This is a genomic window from Synechococcus sp. PCC 6716 (assembly GCF_022570815.1).
Classification (GTDB): domain Bacteria; phylum Cyanobacteriota; class Cyanobacteriia; order Thermosynechococcales; family Thermosynechococcaceae; genus Thermosynechococcus; species Thermosynechococcus lividus.
The window spans coordinates 141,232-155,364 of sequence record NZ_JAKLTU010000002.1 but is presented as its reverse complement, the minus strand read 5'-3'; the positions used below and the strand labels follow the sequence as shown (position 1 = coordinate 155,364).

At 52.3% G+C, this 14,133-nt stretch carries 14 protein-coding genes; 8 read left to right on the top strand and 6 right to left on the bottom strand.

Annotated elements, in window-relative coordinates; all coding sequences use genetic code 11:
- Positions 1–15 precede the first annotated feature (15 nt).
- Positions 16–1,605 carry a glycoside hydrolase family 57 protein gene (locus L5220_RS03660; protein ID WP_099798465.1) on the top strand — a complete coding sequence of 530 codons (1,590 nt, stop codon included), beginning with the start codon at positions 16–18 and terminating at the stop codon, positions 1,603–1,605.
- Here L5220_RS03660 and L5220_RS03655 read toward each other — a convergent pair.
- A complete protein-coding gene (locus L5220_RS03655; protein WP_499571659.1) occupies positions 1,602–2,972 on the bottom strand; it encodes an NAD-dependent succinate-semialdehyde dehydrogenase in 1,371 nt (456 codons plus the stop codon). The genes L5220_RS03660 and L5220_RS03655 overlap by 4 nt on opposite strands.
- Positions 2,973–3,067: 95 nt before the next feature.
- On the opposite strand from L5220_RS03655, the gene L5220_RS03650 reads away from it, so the two are divergent.
- Positions 3,068–3,514 (top strand): fasciclin domain-containing protein, encoded by a 447-nt coding sequence (locus L5220_RS03650; RefSeq protein ID WP_099798463.1) that lies wholly within the window; start codon positions 3,068–3,070, stop codon positions 3,512–3,514.
- A gap of 17 nt (positions 3,515–3,531) precedes the next feature.
- On the opposite strand, the gene L5220_RS03645 is transcribed toward L5220_RS03650, so the two are convergent.
- Entirely contained in the window at positions 3,532–5,676 is a 2,145-nt protein-coding gene (locus tag L5220_RS03645) for an HAD-IIB family hydrolase (protein WP_448526489.1), read from the bottom strand.
- A gap of 73 nt (positions 5,677–5,749) precedes the next feature.
- Between L5220_RS03645 and L5220_RS03640 the strand changes: the two genes are divergently transcribed.
- The gene (locus L5220_RS03640) at positions 5,750–6,481 is read left to right on the top strand and encodes an energy-coupling factor ABC transporter ATP-binding protein (protein WP_499571656.1); all 732 of its coding nucleotides are present in this window, start codon (positions 5,750–5,752) and stop codon (positions 6,479–6,481) included.
- Here the strand turns inward: L5220_RS03640 and L5220_RS03635 are convergent.
- A complete protein-coding gene (locus L5220_RS03635) occupies positions 6,458–6,784 on the bottom strand; it encodes a slr1957 family protein (protein WP_099798460.1) in 327 nt (108 codons plus the stop codon). The genes L5220_RS03640 and L5220_RS03635 overlap by 24 nt on opposite strands.
- 326 nt (positions 6,785–7,110) lie before the next feature.
- On the opposite strand from L5220_RS03635, the gene hemC reads away from it, so the two are divergent.
- Complete coding sequence (hemC, locus tag L5220_RS03630; protein WP_448515455.1) at positions 7,111–8,079, top strand: hydroxymethylbilane synthase; 969 nt, start codon at positions 7,111–7,113, stop codon at positions 8,077–8,079.
- A gap of 92 nt (positions 8,080–8,171) precedes the next feature.
- Positions 8,172–9,935 (top strand): penicillin-binding protein 2, encoded by a 1,764-nt coding sequence (gene mrdA, locus L5220_RS03625; protein WP_499571654.1) that lies wholly within the window; start codon positions 8,172–8,174, stop codon positions 9,933–9,935.
- A gap of 207 nt (positions 9,936–10,142) precedes the next feature.
- Here mrdA and L5220_RS03620 read toward each other — a convergent pair whose 3' ends face one another.
- The 3 genes from L5220_RS03620 to tnpA form a co-directional block, all read right to left on the bottom strand.
- Positions 10,143–10,265 (bottom strand): photosystem I reaction center subunit VIII, encoded by a 123-nt coding sequence (locus L5220_RS03620; RefSeq protein WP_099798457.1) that lies wholly within the window; start codon positions 10,263–10,265, stop codon positions 10,143–10,145.
- 56 nt (positions 10,266–10,321) lie between these two features.
- Complete coding sequence (locus L5220_RS03615) at positions 10,322–10,789, bottom strand: photosystem I reaction center protein subunit XI (RefSeq protein ID WP_099798456.1); 468 nt, start codon at positions 10,787–10,789, stop codon at positions 10,322–10,324.
- Between the two features lie 383 nt (positions 10,790–11,172).
- Positions 11,173–11,601 carry an IS200/IS605 family transposase gene (gene tnpA / locus L5220_RS03610; protein ID WP_499571652.1) on the bottom strand — a complete coding sequence of 143 codons (429 nt, stop codon included), beginning with the start codon at positions 11,599–11,601 and terminating at the stop codon, positions 11,173–11,175.
- A gap of 56 nt (positions 11,602–11,657) precedes the next feature.
- On the opposite strand from tnpA, the gene L5220_RS03605 reads away from it, so the two are divergent.
- The 3 genes from L5220_RS03605 (at position 11,658) to L5220_RS03595 (ending at position 14,126) form a co-directional block, all read left to right on the top strand.
- Positions 11,658–12,965, top strand: coding sequence for an RNA-guided endonuclease InsQ/TnpB family protein (locus L5220_RS03605; protein WP_499571650.1), 1,308 nt, complete (start codon positions 11,658–11,660; stop codon positions 12,963–12,965).
- Between the two features lie 57 nt (positions 12,966–13,022).
- Positions 13,023–13,406 carry a transposase gene (locus L5220_RS03600; RefSeq protein WP_499571648.1) on the top strand — a complete coding sequence of 128 codons (384 nt, stop codon included), beginning with the start codon at positions 13,023–13,025 and terminating at the stop codon, positions 13,404–13,406.
- Between the two features lie 114 nt (positions 13,407–13,520).
- Positions 13,521–14,126 carry a Uma2 family endonuclease gene (locus tag L5220_RS03595; protein WP_499571646.1) on the top strand — a complete coding sequence of 202 codons (606 nt, stop codon included), beginning with the start codon at positions 13,521–13,523 and terminating at the stop codon, positions 14,124–14,126.
- Positions 14,127–14,133: the final 7 nt, after the last annotated feature.

Here is a 14,133-nt window from a genome sequence, read left to right as displayed (position 1 = left end):
GTAGGCAAACTTTCTATGGCAATTGGTTATTTAGCACTGGTTTTGCACGCTCACCTCCCCTTTGTTCGTCACCCAGAGAGCGACTACGTTCTAGAAGAAGAATGGCTCTTTGAAGCCATTACCGAAACCTACGTTCCCCTCCTGTGGATGTTTGAAGGTCTCAAGCGGGATGGCGTAGATTTCAAAATCACCATGAGCATGACCCCGCCCCTCATTTCAATGCTGCGGGATCCGCTCCTGCAAGAGCGCTACGATCAACACCTTGCCCAGCTAGAAGAGTTAGCCGAGCTAGAAGTTGAACGGAATACCTTTAATGGTCACATTCGCTATCTAGCGGAGCACTACGCCCAAGAGTTTAACCGCGTGCGTCAAACGTGGGAACGCTACGATCGCGATCTGGTGACGGCGTTCAAGCAATTTCAAGACTCCAATAACCTTGAAATTATTACCTGTGGTGCCACCCACGGCTACTTGCCGCTGATGAAAATGTACCCCCAAGCGGTGTGGGCGCAGTTACAAGTGGCCTGCGAACACTACGAGCAAACGTTTGGCCGTCCGCCCAAGGGCATTTGGTTGCCGGAGTGTGCTTACTACGAAGGCTTAGAGCGGATGCTAGCAGATGCGGGGCTGCGCTATTTTATTACCGATGGGCATGGAATTCTCTACGGTCGCCCCCGCCCTCGGTTTGGCACCTACGCGCCTATTTTTACCGAAACAGGGGTAGCTGCCTTTGGCCGCGATCACGAGTCATCGCAGCAGGTGTGGTCTTCGGAGGTGGGTTACCCAGGGGCAGCAGAGTATCGTGAATTCTACAAAGATTTGGGCTGGGAGGCGGAGTACGAGTACATTAAGCCCTACATTATGCCCAATGGCCAGCGCAAAAATACCGGCATTAAATACCACAAAATCACTGGCCGTGGCTTGGGGTTAGGGGACAAGCAACTCTACGATCCCTACTGGGCGCGGGAAAAAGCTGCAGAGCACGCGGCTAATTTTATGTTTAACCGCGAAAACCAAATTCGTTATCTACATCACCTGATGCAACGGCCACCCATCGTTGTCTCTCCCTATGATGCCGAGCTTTACGGACACTGGTGGTACGAAGGCCCGTGGTTTTTAGACTTTCTGTTCCGCAAAGTGTGGTTTGACCAAGATACCTTTGCCATGACCCATCTAGCAGACTACCTACGCGCCCACCCCACCCAGCAGGTGTGTCGCCCCTCCCAATCGAGTTGGGGGTATAAAGGCTTCCATGAGTACTGGTTAAATGACACCAATGCGTGGATTTATCCCCACCTGCACAAAGCAGCAGAGCGAATGATTGAACTGGCGAAAGGGGAGCCGTGGGATGAACTCAGTTGGCGTGCCCTCAACCAAGCGGCTCGCGAGTTGCTGCTAGCGCAATCCTCGGACTGGGCGTTTATCATGCGCACTGGGACAATGGTGCCCTATGCGGTTCGCCGCACCCGCAGTCACCTCACCCGCTTCCATAAGCTCTACGACGATATCAAGGCTCAAAAAATTGATGCGGGCTGGCTCGAAAAAGTCGAGGCGATTGATAATATCTTTCCCCAAATCAATTACCGGGTTTATCGCCCGCTTTAATAGCGGCATACGGTTTTAATATTCACAAACTCGAGAATCCCCGCCCGTCCCAGTTCTCGGCCATAGCCCGATCGCTTGGTGCCGCCAAAGGGTAAGCGAGGGTCAGACTTGACCATGCCGTTGATAAAGACGGCTCCTGCCTCTAGATCTCGAATCAGGCGATCGCCTTCGCTGGCGTCTGCTGTCCAAGCACTGGCTCCCAAACCAAAGGGGGTGGCATTGGCCAGTTCGATGGCCGCGTCTAGAGAGCTAACTCGAAATAGGAGCGCAACCGGCCCAAAAAACTCCTGCACAAATACCGGATTGTCGCGGCTAATCTCCGCCAAGAGGGTTGGAGGATAAAAATACCCCTGCTGACAGTGGGGGGGCAACTCTCCCTGATAAATCAGCTTGGCACCATGAGCTAGCGCCAGTTCCACTTGGGTGCGCAGTTCCTCGCGGATCGTGGCCGTGGCCAAGGGCCCCAGTTGCGTGGCAGGGTCAACCGGATCCCCTATCCGCCATGCGTCAAATGCTGCTTGTAGGCTCGCCACAAAAGCATCATAAACGGCGGTATGGACAATGAACCGTTTGGCAGCAATACAGGACTGGCCATTATTGATCATCCGTGCCTTAACAGCGGTGGCGATCGCCCGGGGTAGATCCGCGCTGGGGAGCACAATAAACGGATCGCTGCCCCCTAACTCCAAGACGGTTTTCTTAATGTGCTGGGATGCGGCCACGGCCAAACTGATGCCGGCAGGTTCACTACCCGTGAGGGTGGCCGCCCGAATGCGCCGATCCGCCAGCAAAGCGGCAACACGACCCGCAGGAATGAGGAGGGTTTGAAAGGCTCCCACCGGAATCCCTGCGGCGGCAAACAGGTCGGCGATCGCCAGGGCACACTGGGGTACATTGGAGGCGTGTTTGAGCAGTGCCACATTGCCTGCCATTAGCGCTGGTGCCGCAAAGCGAAACACCTGCCAAAAGGGGAAATTCCAAGGCATCACCGCCAAAATAATGCCAAGAGGCTGATAGTGTATAGCGCTGTAGGTAGCGTCTGTAGCCACTATCTCCGGTGCTAAAAATGCCTCTGCCTGCTCTGCGTAATACCGACAGACCCACGCACACTTTTCCACCTCTGCGATGGCTTCCGTAATGGGTTTGCCCATTTCAAGGGTCATTAACTGTGCCAAGGATTGGCATTGCTGCTCTAAAAGAGCGGCTGCCGCTAACAGCCAGTGCGATCGCTGTTGAAAGGTTGTCTGACGATAGCTTTCAAAGGCAGTGGCTGCTCGCTCCAAACAGGCCTGTAGTTCTGCTTCACTCAGGGGACAAAAGGTTTTAACCACTTCCCCCGTGGTGGGATTAACAGACGCGATTGCCATGATTAAAATTCCCTATCTTCGGCAGCGGCCAAAGGCCTAGCTTCTGCCGCAGCGGTTCAGTATGCTAATTCTAGCGAAATTCAGGGCAGGCATCTATGGCGACCATTGTGGATATTGCGGTCAATACACCAGGGTTCTCTACCCTTGTTACTGCGGTCAAAGTGGCTAATTTAGTCGATGCCCTGCAATCTGCCGGCCCATTTACCGTGTTTGCCCCCAACGATGATGCCTTTGCTAAGCTACCGGATGGCACCATCACCTCCTTAGTGCAAAACCCACCCCAGCTTGCCCGCATCCTGAAGTACCACGTCCTTGCGGGTGCCTACACTGCTGCGGAGCTAAAAAAGATGGGGGTGGTCACCTCCCTTGAAGGCTCAACCATTCCCATTCATGGCGAGACCCCCCTTGAAGTGAAAAATGCAACGGTTCTTGCTGCTGACATTCAGGCTGACAACGGTATCATCCATGTCATTGACACGGTTATTTTAATGGGCTTAGACCCAGCGCACTCATTCCAAGACACAGATGTTCCCTACCGTTGAGTGCCTTCCCCAACCCCCTAGAAGCCATAGTAGTCAATCGCTTCCAAAATGCCTTGGGCATAGTGCCCCTCGGCAAAGTAGATCTGAGGAACGTCCCGCAGTTTGTCGAGTTCTGGGCTATGATTCCCAACCACCACCGCTAGGGTATTGCCAGTTAGCATTTGCTCATCGTTCCCCGAGTCGCCGGCCACGAGCAATTTTTGCAGCGGGTATCCCCACTTCAGGGCAAGGTAGCGGAGGGCATCCCCTTTGGAGGCTCGCAGGGGCAAAATATCTAAAAACTGATTGTGGGAAAAAATGGAGCGACAGTGGAGTTTTTGCTGCCGTAGGAGCCGCAACACGGGGGTAATGGAGGGCAAAACCTCTATATCCACCGTATAGCTAATTTTGTGGGAGCGTTGATTGTCCTTGGGTTGTAAAGTTAACCCAGGCACATTGGCCAGTATGTCCCGCACCCGCTGTGGTTCCCAGCGATAGCTAATGTGCTGACTCCAGCTTGTATCGGGTACTAGGTGTGGGCCGTAGTGAATTTCACTGCCAACGGAGGTAATGAGCACGTCGGGCAGGGGAACTCCCCATTCGTTTAAGACATCAAGGGTGATTTCTAAGTGGCGACCTGTAGCAACCCCAAACCCCAGTTCAAGGCGGTGCTGTAGGACTTCAAGCAAGCGCTCAAGGGCGCTGCGATCGCCAATGAGGGTATTGTCAATATCACTCACAAGTAACCGTTCAAGCGTGAGCAGGCGGTTACGGGTGGTGGGGGTTGCATTGCGGCGGTAGGGCGCAGGTTGGCGTTGTACGCTCAAAGCCGGCAGGACGGATTTCTCTGCAAGTTGGCTAATTGCTTTCAGGTACGCCTCCACATGACTGTGCCACGAGTAGTGCTGCTGTACCCCCTTGAGGCCATTGTTTGACCATTCCTGCCACTGAGTATCGCTAGCGAAGGCTTGGTGCAAGGCGGTACGGATTGCCTCCGGATCTAAGGCATCAAAGAGCAAGCCATTCTGACAGTTGCGGATAATTTCCTTAGGACCACCATCGGCGGTGGCCAAAATGGGKAGCCCACAGGCTGAGGCTTCAATGAGGGTGAGGCCAAAGGGTTCCGTCAACGCCGGATTGATAAACACCCCCCGCTGTTGTGCGGCTAAACGGTAGAGATCCGGTACCTCATCACTGGTATGGGTTTTAGGGTAGGCGACCTTACCGTAGAGATCGTAGCGATCCACTAAGGAAAAGAGTTCCGTGAAGACCTGCCGAGGGCTGGCCTCCATCTTGCTGATGTCAGTGCGGTTGCCCAATACCAGCACGAGGTTGGCACGCTCTTGTAGCATCGGGTCTGTACCATACACCTTCACCAAAGCGGCAACATTTTTGCGGGGAACTGGCCGAGATAGGCAGAAAATAAAGGGTTTTTCCGGCTCTACTAAAAAGCGGCGTAATTCTTTTAGTATCGGCAGATCGGAACTCACTGCCGCCGGATAAAAGCGTTCGGTATCCAAGCCCGGCGGAATCACCATCATGCGCTCAGGATTGTAATGGTCGTAAAGGCTGTACTGCTCTTCGACCTCTTGGTGGGTACTGGCAATAATCAGGGAGGCACTGGCAAGGGTTTGCTCTTCCGCTTCGATGCGGGTGGTGAAGTGAAACTGCTCTTCGATAACGTCGGGTTTACTGCCTTGATCCAGCAGCCGTTGCCGCTTCACTCGCCCCAAGGAGTGCCCTGTGTGAACCAACGGCACGCCTAGCCAGCCCGCCACCCGGCAGCCAACATAACCAGCATCTGCATAATGACTATGGATAACGTCGGGCATCCGGCCACTTTGGCGTAGATGGCGTAGTAGCTCGTCTGCAAAGACATCGAGGTACGGCCAGAGCACTTCTTTGCGTAGGTAACGCCGTGGTCCACAGGGTAGGCGCACAATACGGGCGCGATCCGCAATGGGTTCAATGGGCTGGGCGTAGTCGGCACTGACTTTGGGGTCGTTGATCAAGCGGGTGACTAAATCTACTTGCGCCACGCGGGGATGGGCGGCTAACTGTCTGGCCAGTTCGACAACATAGCGGGTTTGACCGCCAGTATCAGCATCACGCCCTAGTTCAAGGCGATCGCCGCGGATTAACCCATGAATGCTGATGAGGACAATGTATAATCCCTGTTGCATAGCTCCTCCCCTTGTGTGGTTAGTTGCTCACCCAGTTGGGGATAACCGTTCCCCCCTCACCTTACCAAATATCATGGCAATTGTCCAAAATAGTGTGTCGCCACCCCCGGCGATCGCCCTCAAAGACGTTTCGTTTGGTTGGTCACCGGAGACATTACTGCTGAATCGCGTGTCGCTGACGATTCCCCAAGGGCAACTGTGGATGCTGCTAGGTCGCAATGGCAGCGGCAAGTCCACATTAATTCGTTTGTTGGCCGGGCTGTTGCCCCCCGAATCCGGCGAGTGCTACATTGCGCAGCCCTTTGGCTTTGTGTTTCAAAATCCGGATCATCAATTGGTAATGCCCAGCGTTGGTGCCGATATTGCCTTTAGCTTGAATGGTGAATCGTTGACCTACTGGGAGGTGCGACAGCGGGTCAGTGCGGCCTTGCAAGCGGTGAACCTGCAAGGGCTAGAGCGCCGCCCTATCTATGCCCTCAGTGGCGGTCAAAAGCAACGGGTGGCCATTGCTGGGGCGATCGCTCGCCAGTGCCGTGTCCTTTTGTTGGATGAACCCACTGCCTTACTTGATCCTGAGAGCCAGCAGGAACTCTTGGACTATGTCCGCCAACTGGTGAACTGCCAAGGCATCACTGCCCTGTGGGTCACCCACCGATTGGATGAGTTAGCCCAAGCGGATGGAGCCATTGTGCTGGATAATGGCAAAATTATTGGCCAAGGCACTCCTGCAGCGATGATGCCGCTCATCTATCAGCAACAATCCCTCGCAACAAATGACGATTCAGGCATCTTGGGCAGCAATTAAAAGAGCGCAGGCACTAAAACCCACTAATAAGGGCATCAGGGACTGAAACCAGCAACTCATCCCTGTGGCGACAAGGGCGATCGCCAAGGACAGCGTCTGCAAACATCGCTGCTGTGGCGATGTAACTGTGGGCAATTCAATAAGGTGTAGCGCCTGAGAGGGCAGCGGCAAGGGCATCACCCCACCCGGCGGAAAGGCCCAGTACTGGTACTGCTCGACAAACAAATCGGTCCAGCCGTTCTCTTGGCACCATGCCAAGGCTGATTTGTAAGAGTATTTCAGCAACGACGAGGGGCTATCCATAGGCAGTACTGGACTCAAAATGAGTTGAGTAAAAAATGAGTAACAAGATTGAAGTCTTCTATTGCGACCATAACAGACAGAGCAAATTCTCTTGAACGGCTTGTTGTAACTCTTAATCCTTTGGTTGCAGAGAATAAACAAAAGACAACATCCCTTATGCGTCACGCTAGGCGACTCTGATGTTCCGCTGACGCTATTAAAGGTTTGCAAGGGGATAGTGTGCCTCAGTTCTGCTGCAGGGGAATGTTCAATGCCTTGCTCGCTGGGATCCGTGCGACCTATAATGGCTTGGTGCTTCACACCCCTTCGACCCTTGAACTGACCCTATGACTGCCACCCCCTCAACCCAGCGGCCTATCCGCATTGGCTCACGCAAAAGTCAACTGGCCCTTGTGCAAACAGAATGGGTACAGGCACAACTGCAAGCCCGCCATGGCGATCGCTCCTTTGAAGTGGTGACCATGACCACCCAGGGAGATAATATTCTGGACGTGGCCTTGGCCAAAATTGGGGATAAGGGTCTGTTTACCAAAGAACTCGAACTGTCGATGCTGCGGCAAGAGACTGATTTGGCGGTGCACTCCCTCAAGGATTTGCCCACCCACCTGCCAGACGGGCTGATGCTGGGCGCAATTACCCGGCGGGAAGACCCTGCTGATGCCCTAGTGTTGGGGGCAAAATGGCTGGGGTACACCCTCGAAACTCTACCCGCAGGTACGATCATTGGCACCTCATCCCTACGGCGGCTCGCTCAACTGCGCCACCACTATCCTCACCTGTCCTTTAAGGATGTGCGGGGCAACCTGAATACCCGTCTGGCCAAGTTGGATGCGGGAGAGTATGATGGCCTGATTTTGGCGGTGGCGGGGTTACGTCGCCTTGGCTTTGGCGATCGCATCAGTCAAGTTTTGCCCGCCAGTGTATCCCTATACGCCGTTGGCCAAGGCGCGCTTGGCATTGAGTGCCGCAGCAACGACCCGGAGATCCTGAGCCTCATTAAAACCCTTGAAGACCCTGAAACCGCTGCCCGCTGCCTCGCCGAACGTGCCTTTTTGCGGCAACTAGAAGGCGGTTGCCAAGTCCCCATTGGCGTACATACGGTGATTGAGCAAGGGCAACTCCGCCTAACGGGGTTAGTCGCTAGCCTGGATGGGCAACGGCTTGTAAAAGATACGATCACTGGCGATCCGAGCACTGCTGAAGTACTAGGCGCGTCCTTGGCCTTGACCTTAAGAGAACAGGGAGCCTCCGAAATTCTGGCCGAAATTTTTGCCACGGTGCGTCCCGAACGCTAGCTGCTACCGTCAACGTTAGGCGCACTATTGCGTAATTCTTGGTAGAGTGGCAGTGTTGTGGTTCACCAACATCATTCTCACTGCCTATGGCCATGCTGAAAACGCGAGCTGCGACTTATCAAGCCTACGATCGCGCGGTGGGTAAGCAAGGACGGGTTCTCGTCCTGTTATGTGTGATGAGCGCGTTTCTCTTTGGTGGCATTGGTGCTCGCCTTGGTTATTTACAGTTGGTTGAGGGCGATCGCAATCGCCAAATGGCAGATGAAAACCGCATTCGCCTGATTCCCAAACCACCGGAGCGGGGCAAAATTTTGGATCGTAAAGGGCGGATTTTAGCAGGGAACACCTTCTCCTACTCCGTCTTCCTATGGCCACTGGCAGCCAAAAAACCAGAATGGCCGCAAACCGTCGAGTTACTCGCCAAAATTCTCAAAATTCCGGCAGCAGAAATTCAGCAGCGGGTCGAGCAAGCGGGCGTGAATTCACCGTCGCTCATTCGTATTGCCCAAGGCATTAGCCAAGCTCAAATTGTCGCCCTTGAAGAACATCGCAACTTTCTGAGCGGGGTTGAAGTGGATCGGGAGGCCTTGCGGTTTTATCCCCACGGGGAAATTGGCGCACATATTCTTGGCTACATTGGCGAGCTAAATGAAGAAGAATTGGCAGCCCGCCGCGATCAAGGGTATCGCCTTGGGGATGTTATAGGAAAAATGGGGGTGGAAGCCACCTACGAAACAACACTACGGGGGACGTGGGGTGGGCAACAGGTTGAAGTGGATGGTCAAGGTAGGGTGATTCGCATCCTTGGTCAAAAGGTCGCCCGCCCGGGCAATGACATCGTCCTTTCAGTTGATCTGGATTTGCAAAAAGCAGCGGAAGCCGCTCTAGGCAATAGAAACGGGGCGATCGTGGCGATGGATCCTCGGGATGGTGCCATTCTGGCCTTGGCCAGCTATCCAGCCTTTGATCCCAACTGGTTTGCGCGGCGCATGACCCAAGCTCAGTGGGATGAATTACAACGACGGCAATTTCCGTTTGTCAATCGTGCCCTCCAAGGGTTTCCTCCCGCAAGCACCTTTAAGGTGGTGACAGCAGTAGCGGGGTTAGAGTCCGGTAAGTTTAGCCCCGATACTGTGCTGATGACCTATCCTGCCCTCTACACGGGTGGGTTTGCCTTTCACGACTGGAACCGGGCTGGTTTTGGCCCCCAAGGGTTTGCTGGCGCATTGGCATGGAGTAGTAATACTTTTTTTGGGCAAGTGGGGCGACGGATCGGCCCTGAAACATTAGTGGAGTGGGCGCGCCGTTTCGGCATGGGGTCAAAAACGGGGATTGATCTGCCTGGGGAGGCGGCGGGGTTTGTGCCAGATCCCCAGTGGAAAAAGGAGACCTTTGGCGAGGGGTGGTACGATGGCGATTCGTTAATTGTGTCCATTGGCCAAGGCGCATTGCAAGTGAGTCCTCTACAGGCAGCAGTGATGTTTGCGGTGCCTGCCAACGGTGGCTATAAAGTTCGTCCCCATTTAATTCGCTCTGATAACCCCGACCGCTGGCGCCAGTCCTTGAACTTAAAACCCTCAACGGTCAGGGTTGTGCGTCAAGGGTTGCGGCAGGTGGTGACCAATGGAACCGGCAGTGCCTTAAATGTTCCTGACGTGGCGATCGCTGGCAAGAGTGGCACTGGCGAAGACCCACCGCGACCTCACCACACGTGGTTTGGCGGCTATGCACCCGCTGATAATCCAGAAATTGTCGTTGTTGCTTTTGCTGAAAACTCCGGTGGCGGCGGTGGCTCCATCTGTGGGCCTATGGTTCTCAAGGTCATTCAAGCCTACATGAAGACGCGCGATCGCTAGAAACATGGAATGGCAGTACCTTTGGGCAAAAGGGAACTGCCCCGCAAGGGGGAACGACTGGTGAAACACGCACCTCTGCGTCTGCGGGGCAACCCAAGGACGTAAGTGCTGTCGTAGAACCAGTAACAAGAATTCCCCAGCTTTAGCTGCGGGGAGTATGTCAACTAACCAGCCTTTGACTATTCTGCGTGTAAGGCTAGATTGCCGCTAAGCTTGGGCATCTCCTTCAATGTAAAGAAAGAGTAAGCCCATCACAACAACCGGCATGAGCCAGCAGACAACGGGAATAAAAATCCAAGGCAAAAAGGACGCAGCGTAAGATCCCATCATAATCAGCGGTTCTCCTTGAGGGTTAACAAGTCAATCAAATGGGTAAGCCATTCGTTTTAGTTAAAGAGGCCCTTCATAATGCCATCAACAACGGCAAAGTTTTCTAGTAAAAAGAAGGCCACAAAGGCACCACCCATGGCACCTACAAAGAAGCCAGCGGTAAACTGACTCCAGCCTTCGCCAGTCTTCAGGGCATCACCACTACTACTCGCTTTTTGGAAGCTAACCAGTCCATAGGCAGCTAAGCAAGCGGTTGCCAATAGAATTAAGGTAATACCGGAAATCAGACCGCCCAAGTTGGCGACATCCGAGTCCCGCAGCGGACCTAGCTTCACCCAAGGGCCAATCAAAAAATAACCGTGCGCCATCCCAACCTCAAGACCCCGCAAAATGGGGGATAAGCCTTGACGATAGGCGGGCAAGTTACTGATAAATGTCTTCACAAGGCCAGAGTCAGAGATTGGCGTGGATAAATGCCCCGCAAAGGGATCGCCATTGTACGGCTTAACCAGTTCGTCTGCCATGATTTTTATTTCCCTAGCATTCCGTTATGTCTGATTGCACAAGGCACAGACCTAAGTGGTTATTCTAGGGAAGCATGGGCGATCGCGGGAGAGGCGAAGGCTATCTCTTCAAGAAAGTTCATGTATCGCAACATCTTCTTAATCCAAGGGGCACGGCTTGCCCAAGATGCCCAGCAAATGATTGATTTTTACACGGGGAAAAATCGCGGTGAGTTGAGTTTAGGGTAATGGCGGCTGGGCAACTGAGTGAGTAATAACTTGACAGTGCTGGGGAGAGATTTTAGGATGCTCATGGAAACCGGAGGGTTCGGGAACCGGATAAAACCTCGCTCGTTCACGACGGGGATACAGAACGGTTCCCGCGCCTACGGCAGTAGGGAGAGTCAGCCTTGACATTCTTCGATATACCGTTTCACTGTCTGGGCTGAAACGTTCCCGGTAGTACCCCAATAATAACTGTGTGCCCAGAGTTGGGATTTTTCATGCAGGTTTTTGAGATGTGGAAATCCCATTCTGAGCCGTCTTGAACTGTACCCTTTCATGATAGTCACCGCCTGAGAAGCTGACATTCTAGGAGGAAACGACACAAACACATGAACATGATCCATCAAGGTTCGGTCTACCTCAATGGCGATTAGTCCCATATCGTTGTTTTTGTTTTCAATCGCTTCAGTCACATACCTTTTGGTTGCTTCAATGATTGCTTCGTTGGTAAATATTTTGCGGCGCTTGAACGGAAACCAGACAAAGTGATGTCCTGACTGATACGTGCAATGACGAGTCGATTTTAGCTGTGTACCATCTTCTCTCATACGGTTGCTATTCCCGTAAATCGGCATCTATAATAACTGCATACCATCTTAACCTAATGATGTTTTTAGCCGTCCAAAAAGATAGTTTTCAACCTGACAAGCAGCTTGCTCAGTTGCTTACTGAGTTAGCGCGTCTTGCCAACAATCTCTACAACCAAGGCGTGTATGAGTCTCGGCAATACTTCTTTGAACAAGGACGGAAACCGTTCAAGGTTCTGAAGTATGTCAACCTCTACGCAAAACTGAAGGAGAGTGAAAACGGGAAGCTGTTACATTCTCAGGCTGCACAGCAAGTGTTGAAATCTGTGAATGAGGCGTTCAAAAGCTTCAAATCACTCTCAAAACTGTTCAAACTGGGGCAGTTCGACCATGAACCAAAATTGCCGCGATACCGCACCAAAGGCGGGTTGTATCAGGTCGTATTCACGGGGCAATCCCTGAAAGTAGAGAAAGGCTTGATTCGAGTTCCTTTGGGCAACGGTGGAAAAGCTGCAGTTGGAAGAGATGCGTTCTACATCCCGTTACCAGAACGATTAAAGGATGTGCAGATCCGAGAACTGCGATTCATTCCGACGAATGGGCAGTGGGTTGTTGAGTATGTTCACTTCACGATGGACAAGACTGCTCAATGCTGCAAATTGTGTCCTGAGAACGTTTTAGCGCTTGACCCAGGCCTGAATAACCTCTTGACCGGCGTGACAAATACTGGACTTGCCTTTGTGCTGGATGGTAGAGGGTTGAAATCTCGAAACCAATGGTTCAATAAGCAGGTTGCCAAATTCAAATCGATTCTGACTCATGGCAAGCCATCCATGAAGGGCGCGACCTCGAAGCGAATCCAACTTAATACCCATAAGCGAAATTGCTACGTGCGAGACTACATCAACAAAGCAGCACGGTGGGTCGTCAACTTCTGCTTGGAAAACGACATCGGTACGATCATCTACGGTCGAAACAACGGGCAGAAAGATGAAATCAATTTGGGTGCAAAAACGAATCAGGAGTTCGTGCAAATTCCGCACTACAAGCTGTTTGGACGAATTAAGCAGCTTTGTTTAATTGTCGGGATTCGATTAGTCGAAACCGAAGAATCGTATACGTCTCAAGCCTCGTTTTTTGATAATGACTTCTTGCCTACATTCGGCGAAAAACCTGAAGGGTGGAAGGCATCAGGAAAACGAATTCTTAGAGGTCTGTACCGAACTGCTCAAGGATGGCTCATCAATGCAGACTGTAATGGAGCCTGCAATATCATGAGAAAGGTAAGCACAAAGCTCAATATCGATTTGAGTGGAGTGTGTAGAGGGGCTGTGGCAGCCCCTTCTAAGGTCAAGTTAGGGCAGATTGGTTTTGCTCTAGCCTAACTCAGAGAAGCCTCGCCGTTCCACGGCGGGGAGTGTCACGCTCAGTGAATTAAGCAAGTGAAGCGGCGGCACCCAGTCGAAGGTCACCGGCTGTTTCTCATTGATTCAACCGTGATAACACCGACCAGTAAATTATTTTGGTTGCAAGGCTATCACCACGTCAAGTTAGTCAATGGTCTTAACGTAGAGCAAGGGAACCTGAGTGACTGTTTGATTCATTTTGGGCAGGGGCATGATGCAAAATTTGCCGATTCAGTTCAGATGATGACCCCTGAAAATGGCATTGGCATAATGGATAGAGGTTTTGCAAGCTGGCAGTGTCTTGACCAGATAAGTCTAACTGGAACGAAGTGTTTGGTACGCATCAAGAATAATATGAAGACTGAATTTAAGCATGACCGGTATCGAGTTGTTTGGTTTTGTGATGTAGAGAGTTCGTAGTGAATTTCTGACGGAGCCGGAGAAAATTGCCGCCGCGATCGCCACCCATTTAGCCAATGCCTTGCAAGAAATGGAGACACTGATAGAGGAGTTCGCCCCCAATGGAGGTCCGTCATGATTGCCAACCCTCAAGCTAGCGGTTTAACACCTGATGAATATCTGGCATGGGAAAGGGAGCAACCCATCAAACACGAATACATGGATGGGGAAGTCTATGCGATGACGGGTGGGACATTGCCCCACAATGACATTACCCTGAATCTTTATAGCCAATTACGACCACACCTACGGAAACGGGGCTGTCGCATTAATGTAGCAGATGTGAAGGTACAGGTTAGCCAAAGAGGACCATATTTTTATCCCGATGTGGTGGTGAGTTGTGATGAGCGCGATCGCCGAGCCACAGAAGCTATCCAATATCCTAAGCTCATTGTTGAAGTTCTCTCGCCCAGCACGGCTGGTTTTGACCGGGGGGATAAGTTTAGGTTTTACCGCCGCATCTCTACTCTACAGGAATATGTGTTGATTGATGCCGAGAAAGTGGGGATAGACTGCTATCGCAAAACCAGTGGGGGCAAGTGGGAACTGACGGCCTATCCAGATGATGTAGCGGATGAGGAAAACCCCATTTTAGAACTGGTGAGTTTGGATTTTCAGTGTCCCTTGGCGTTGGTCTATGAAGAGGTGGAATTGCCTGAGCCGTCGTCACAGATGGCATGAGTAATCA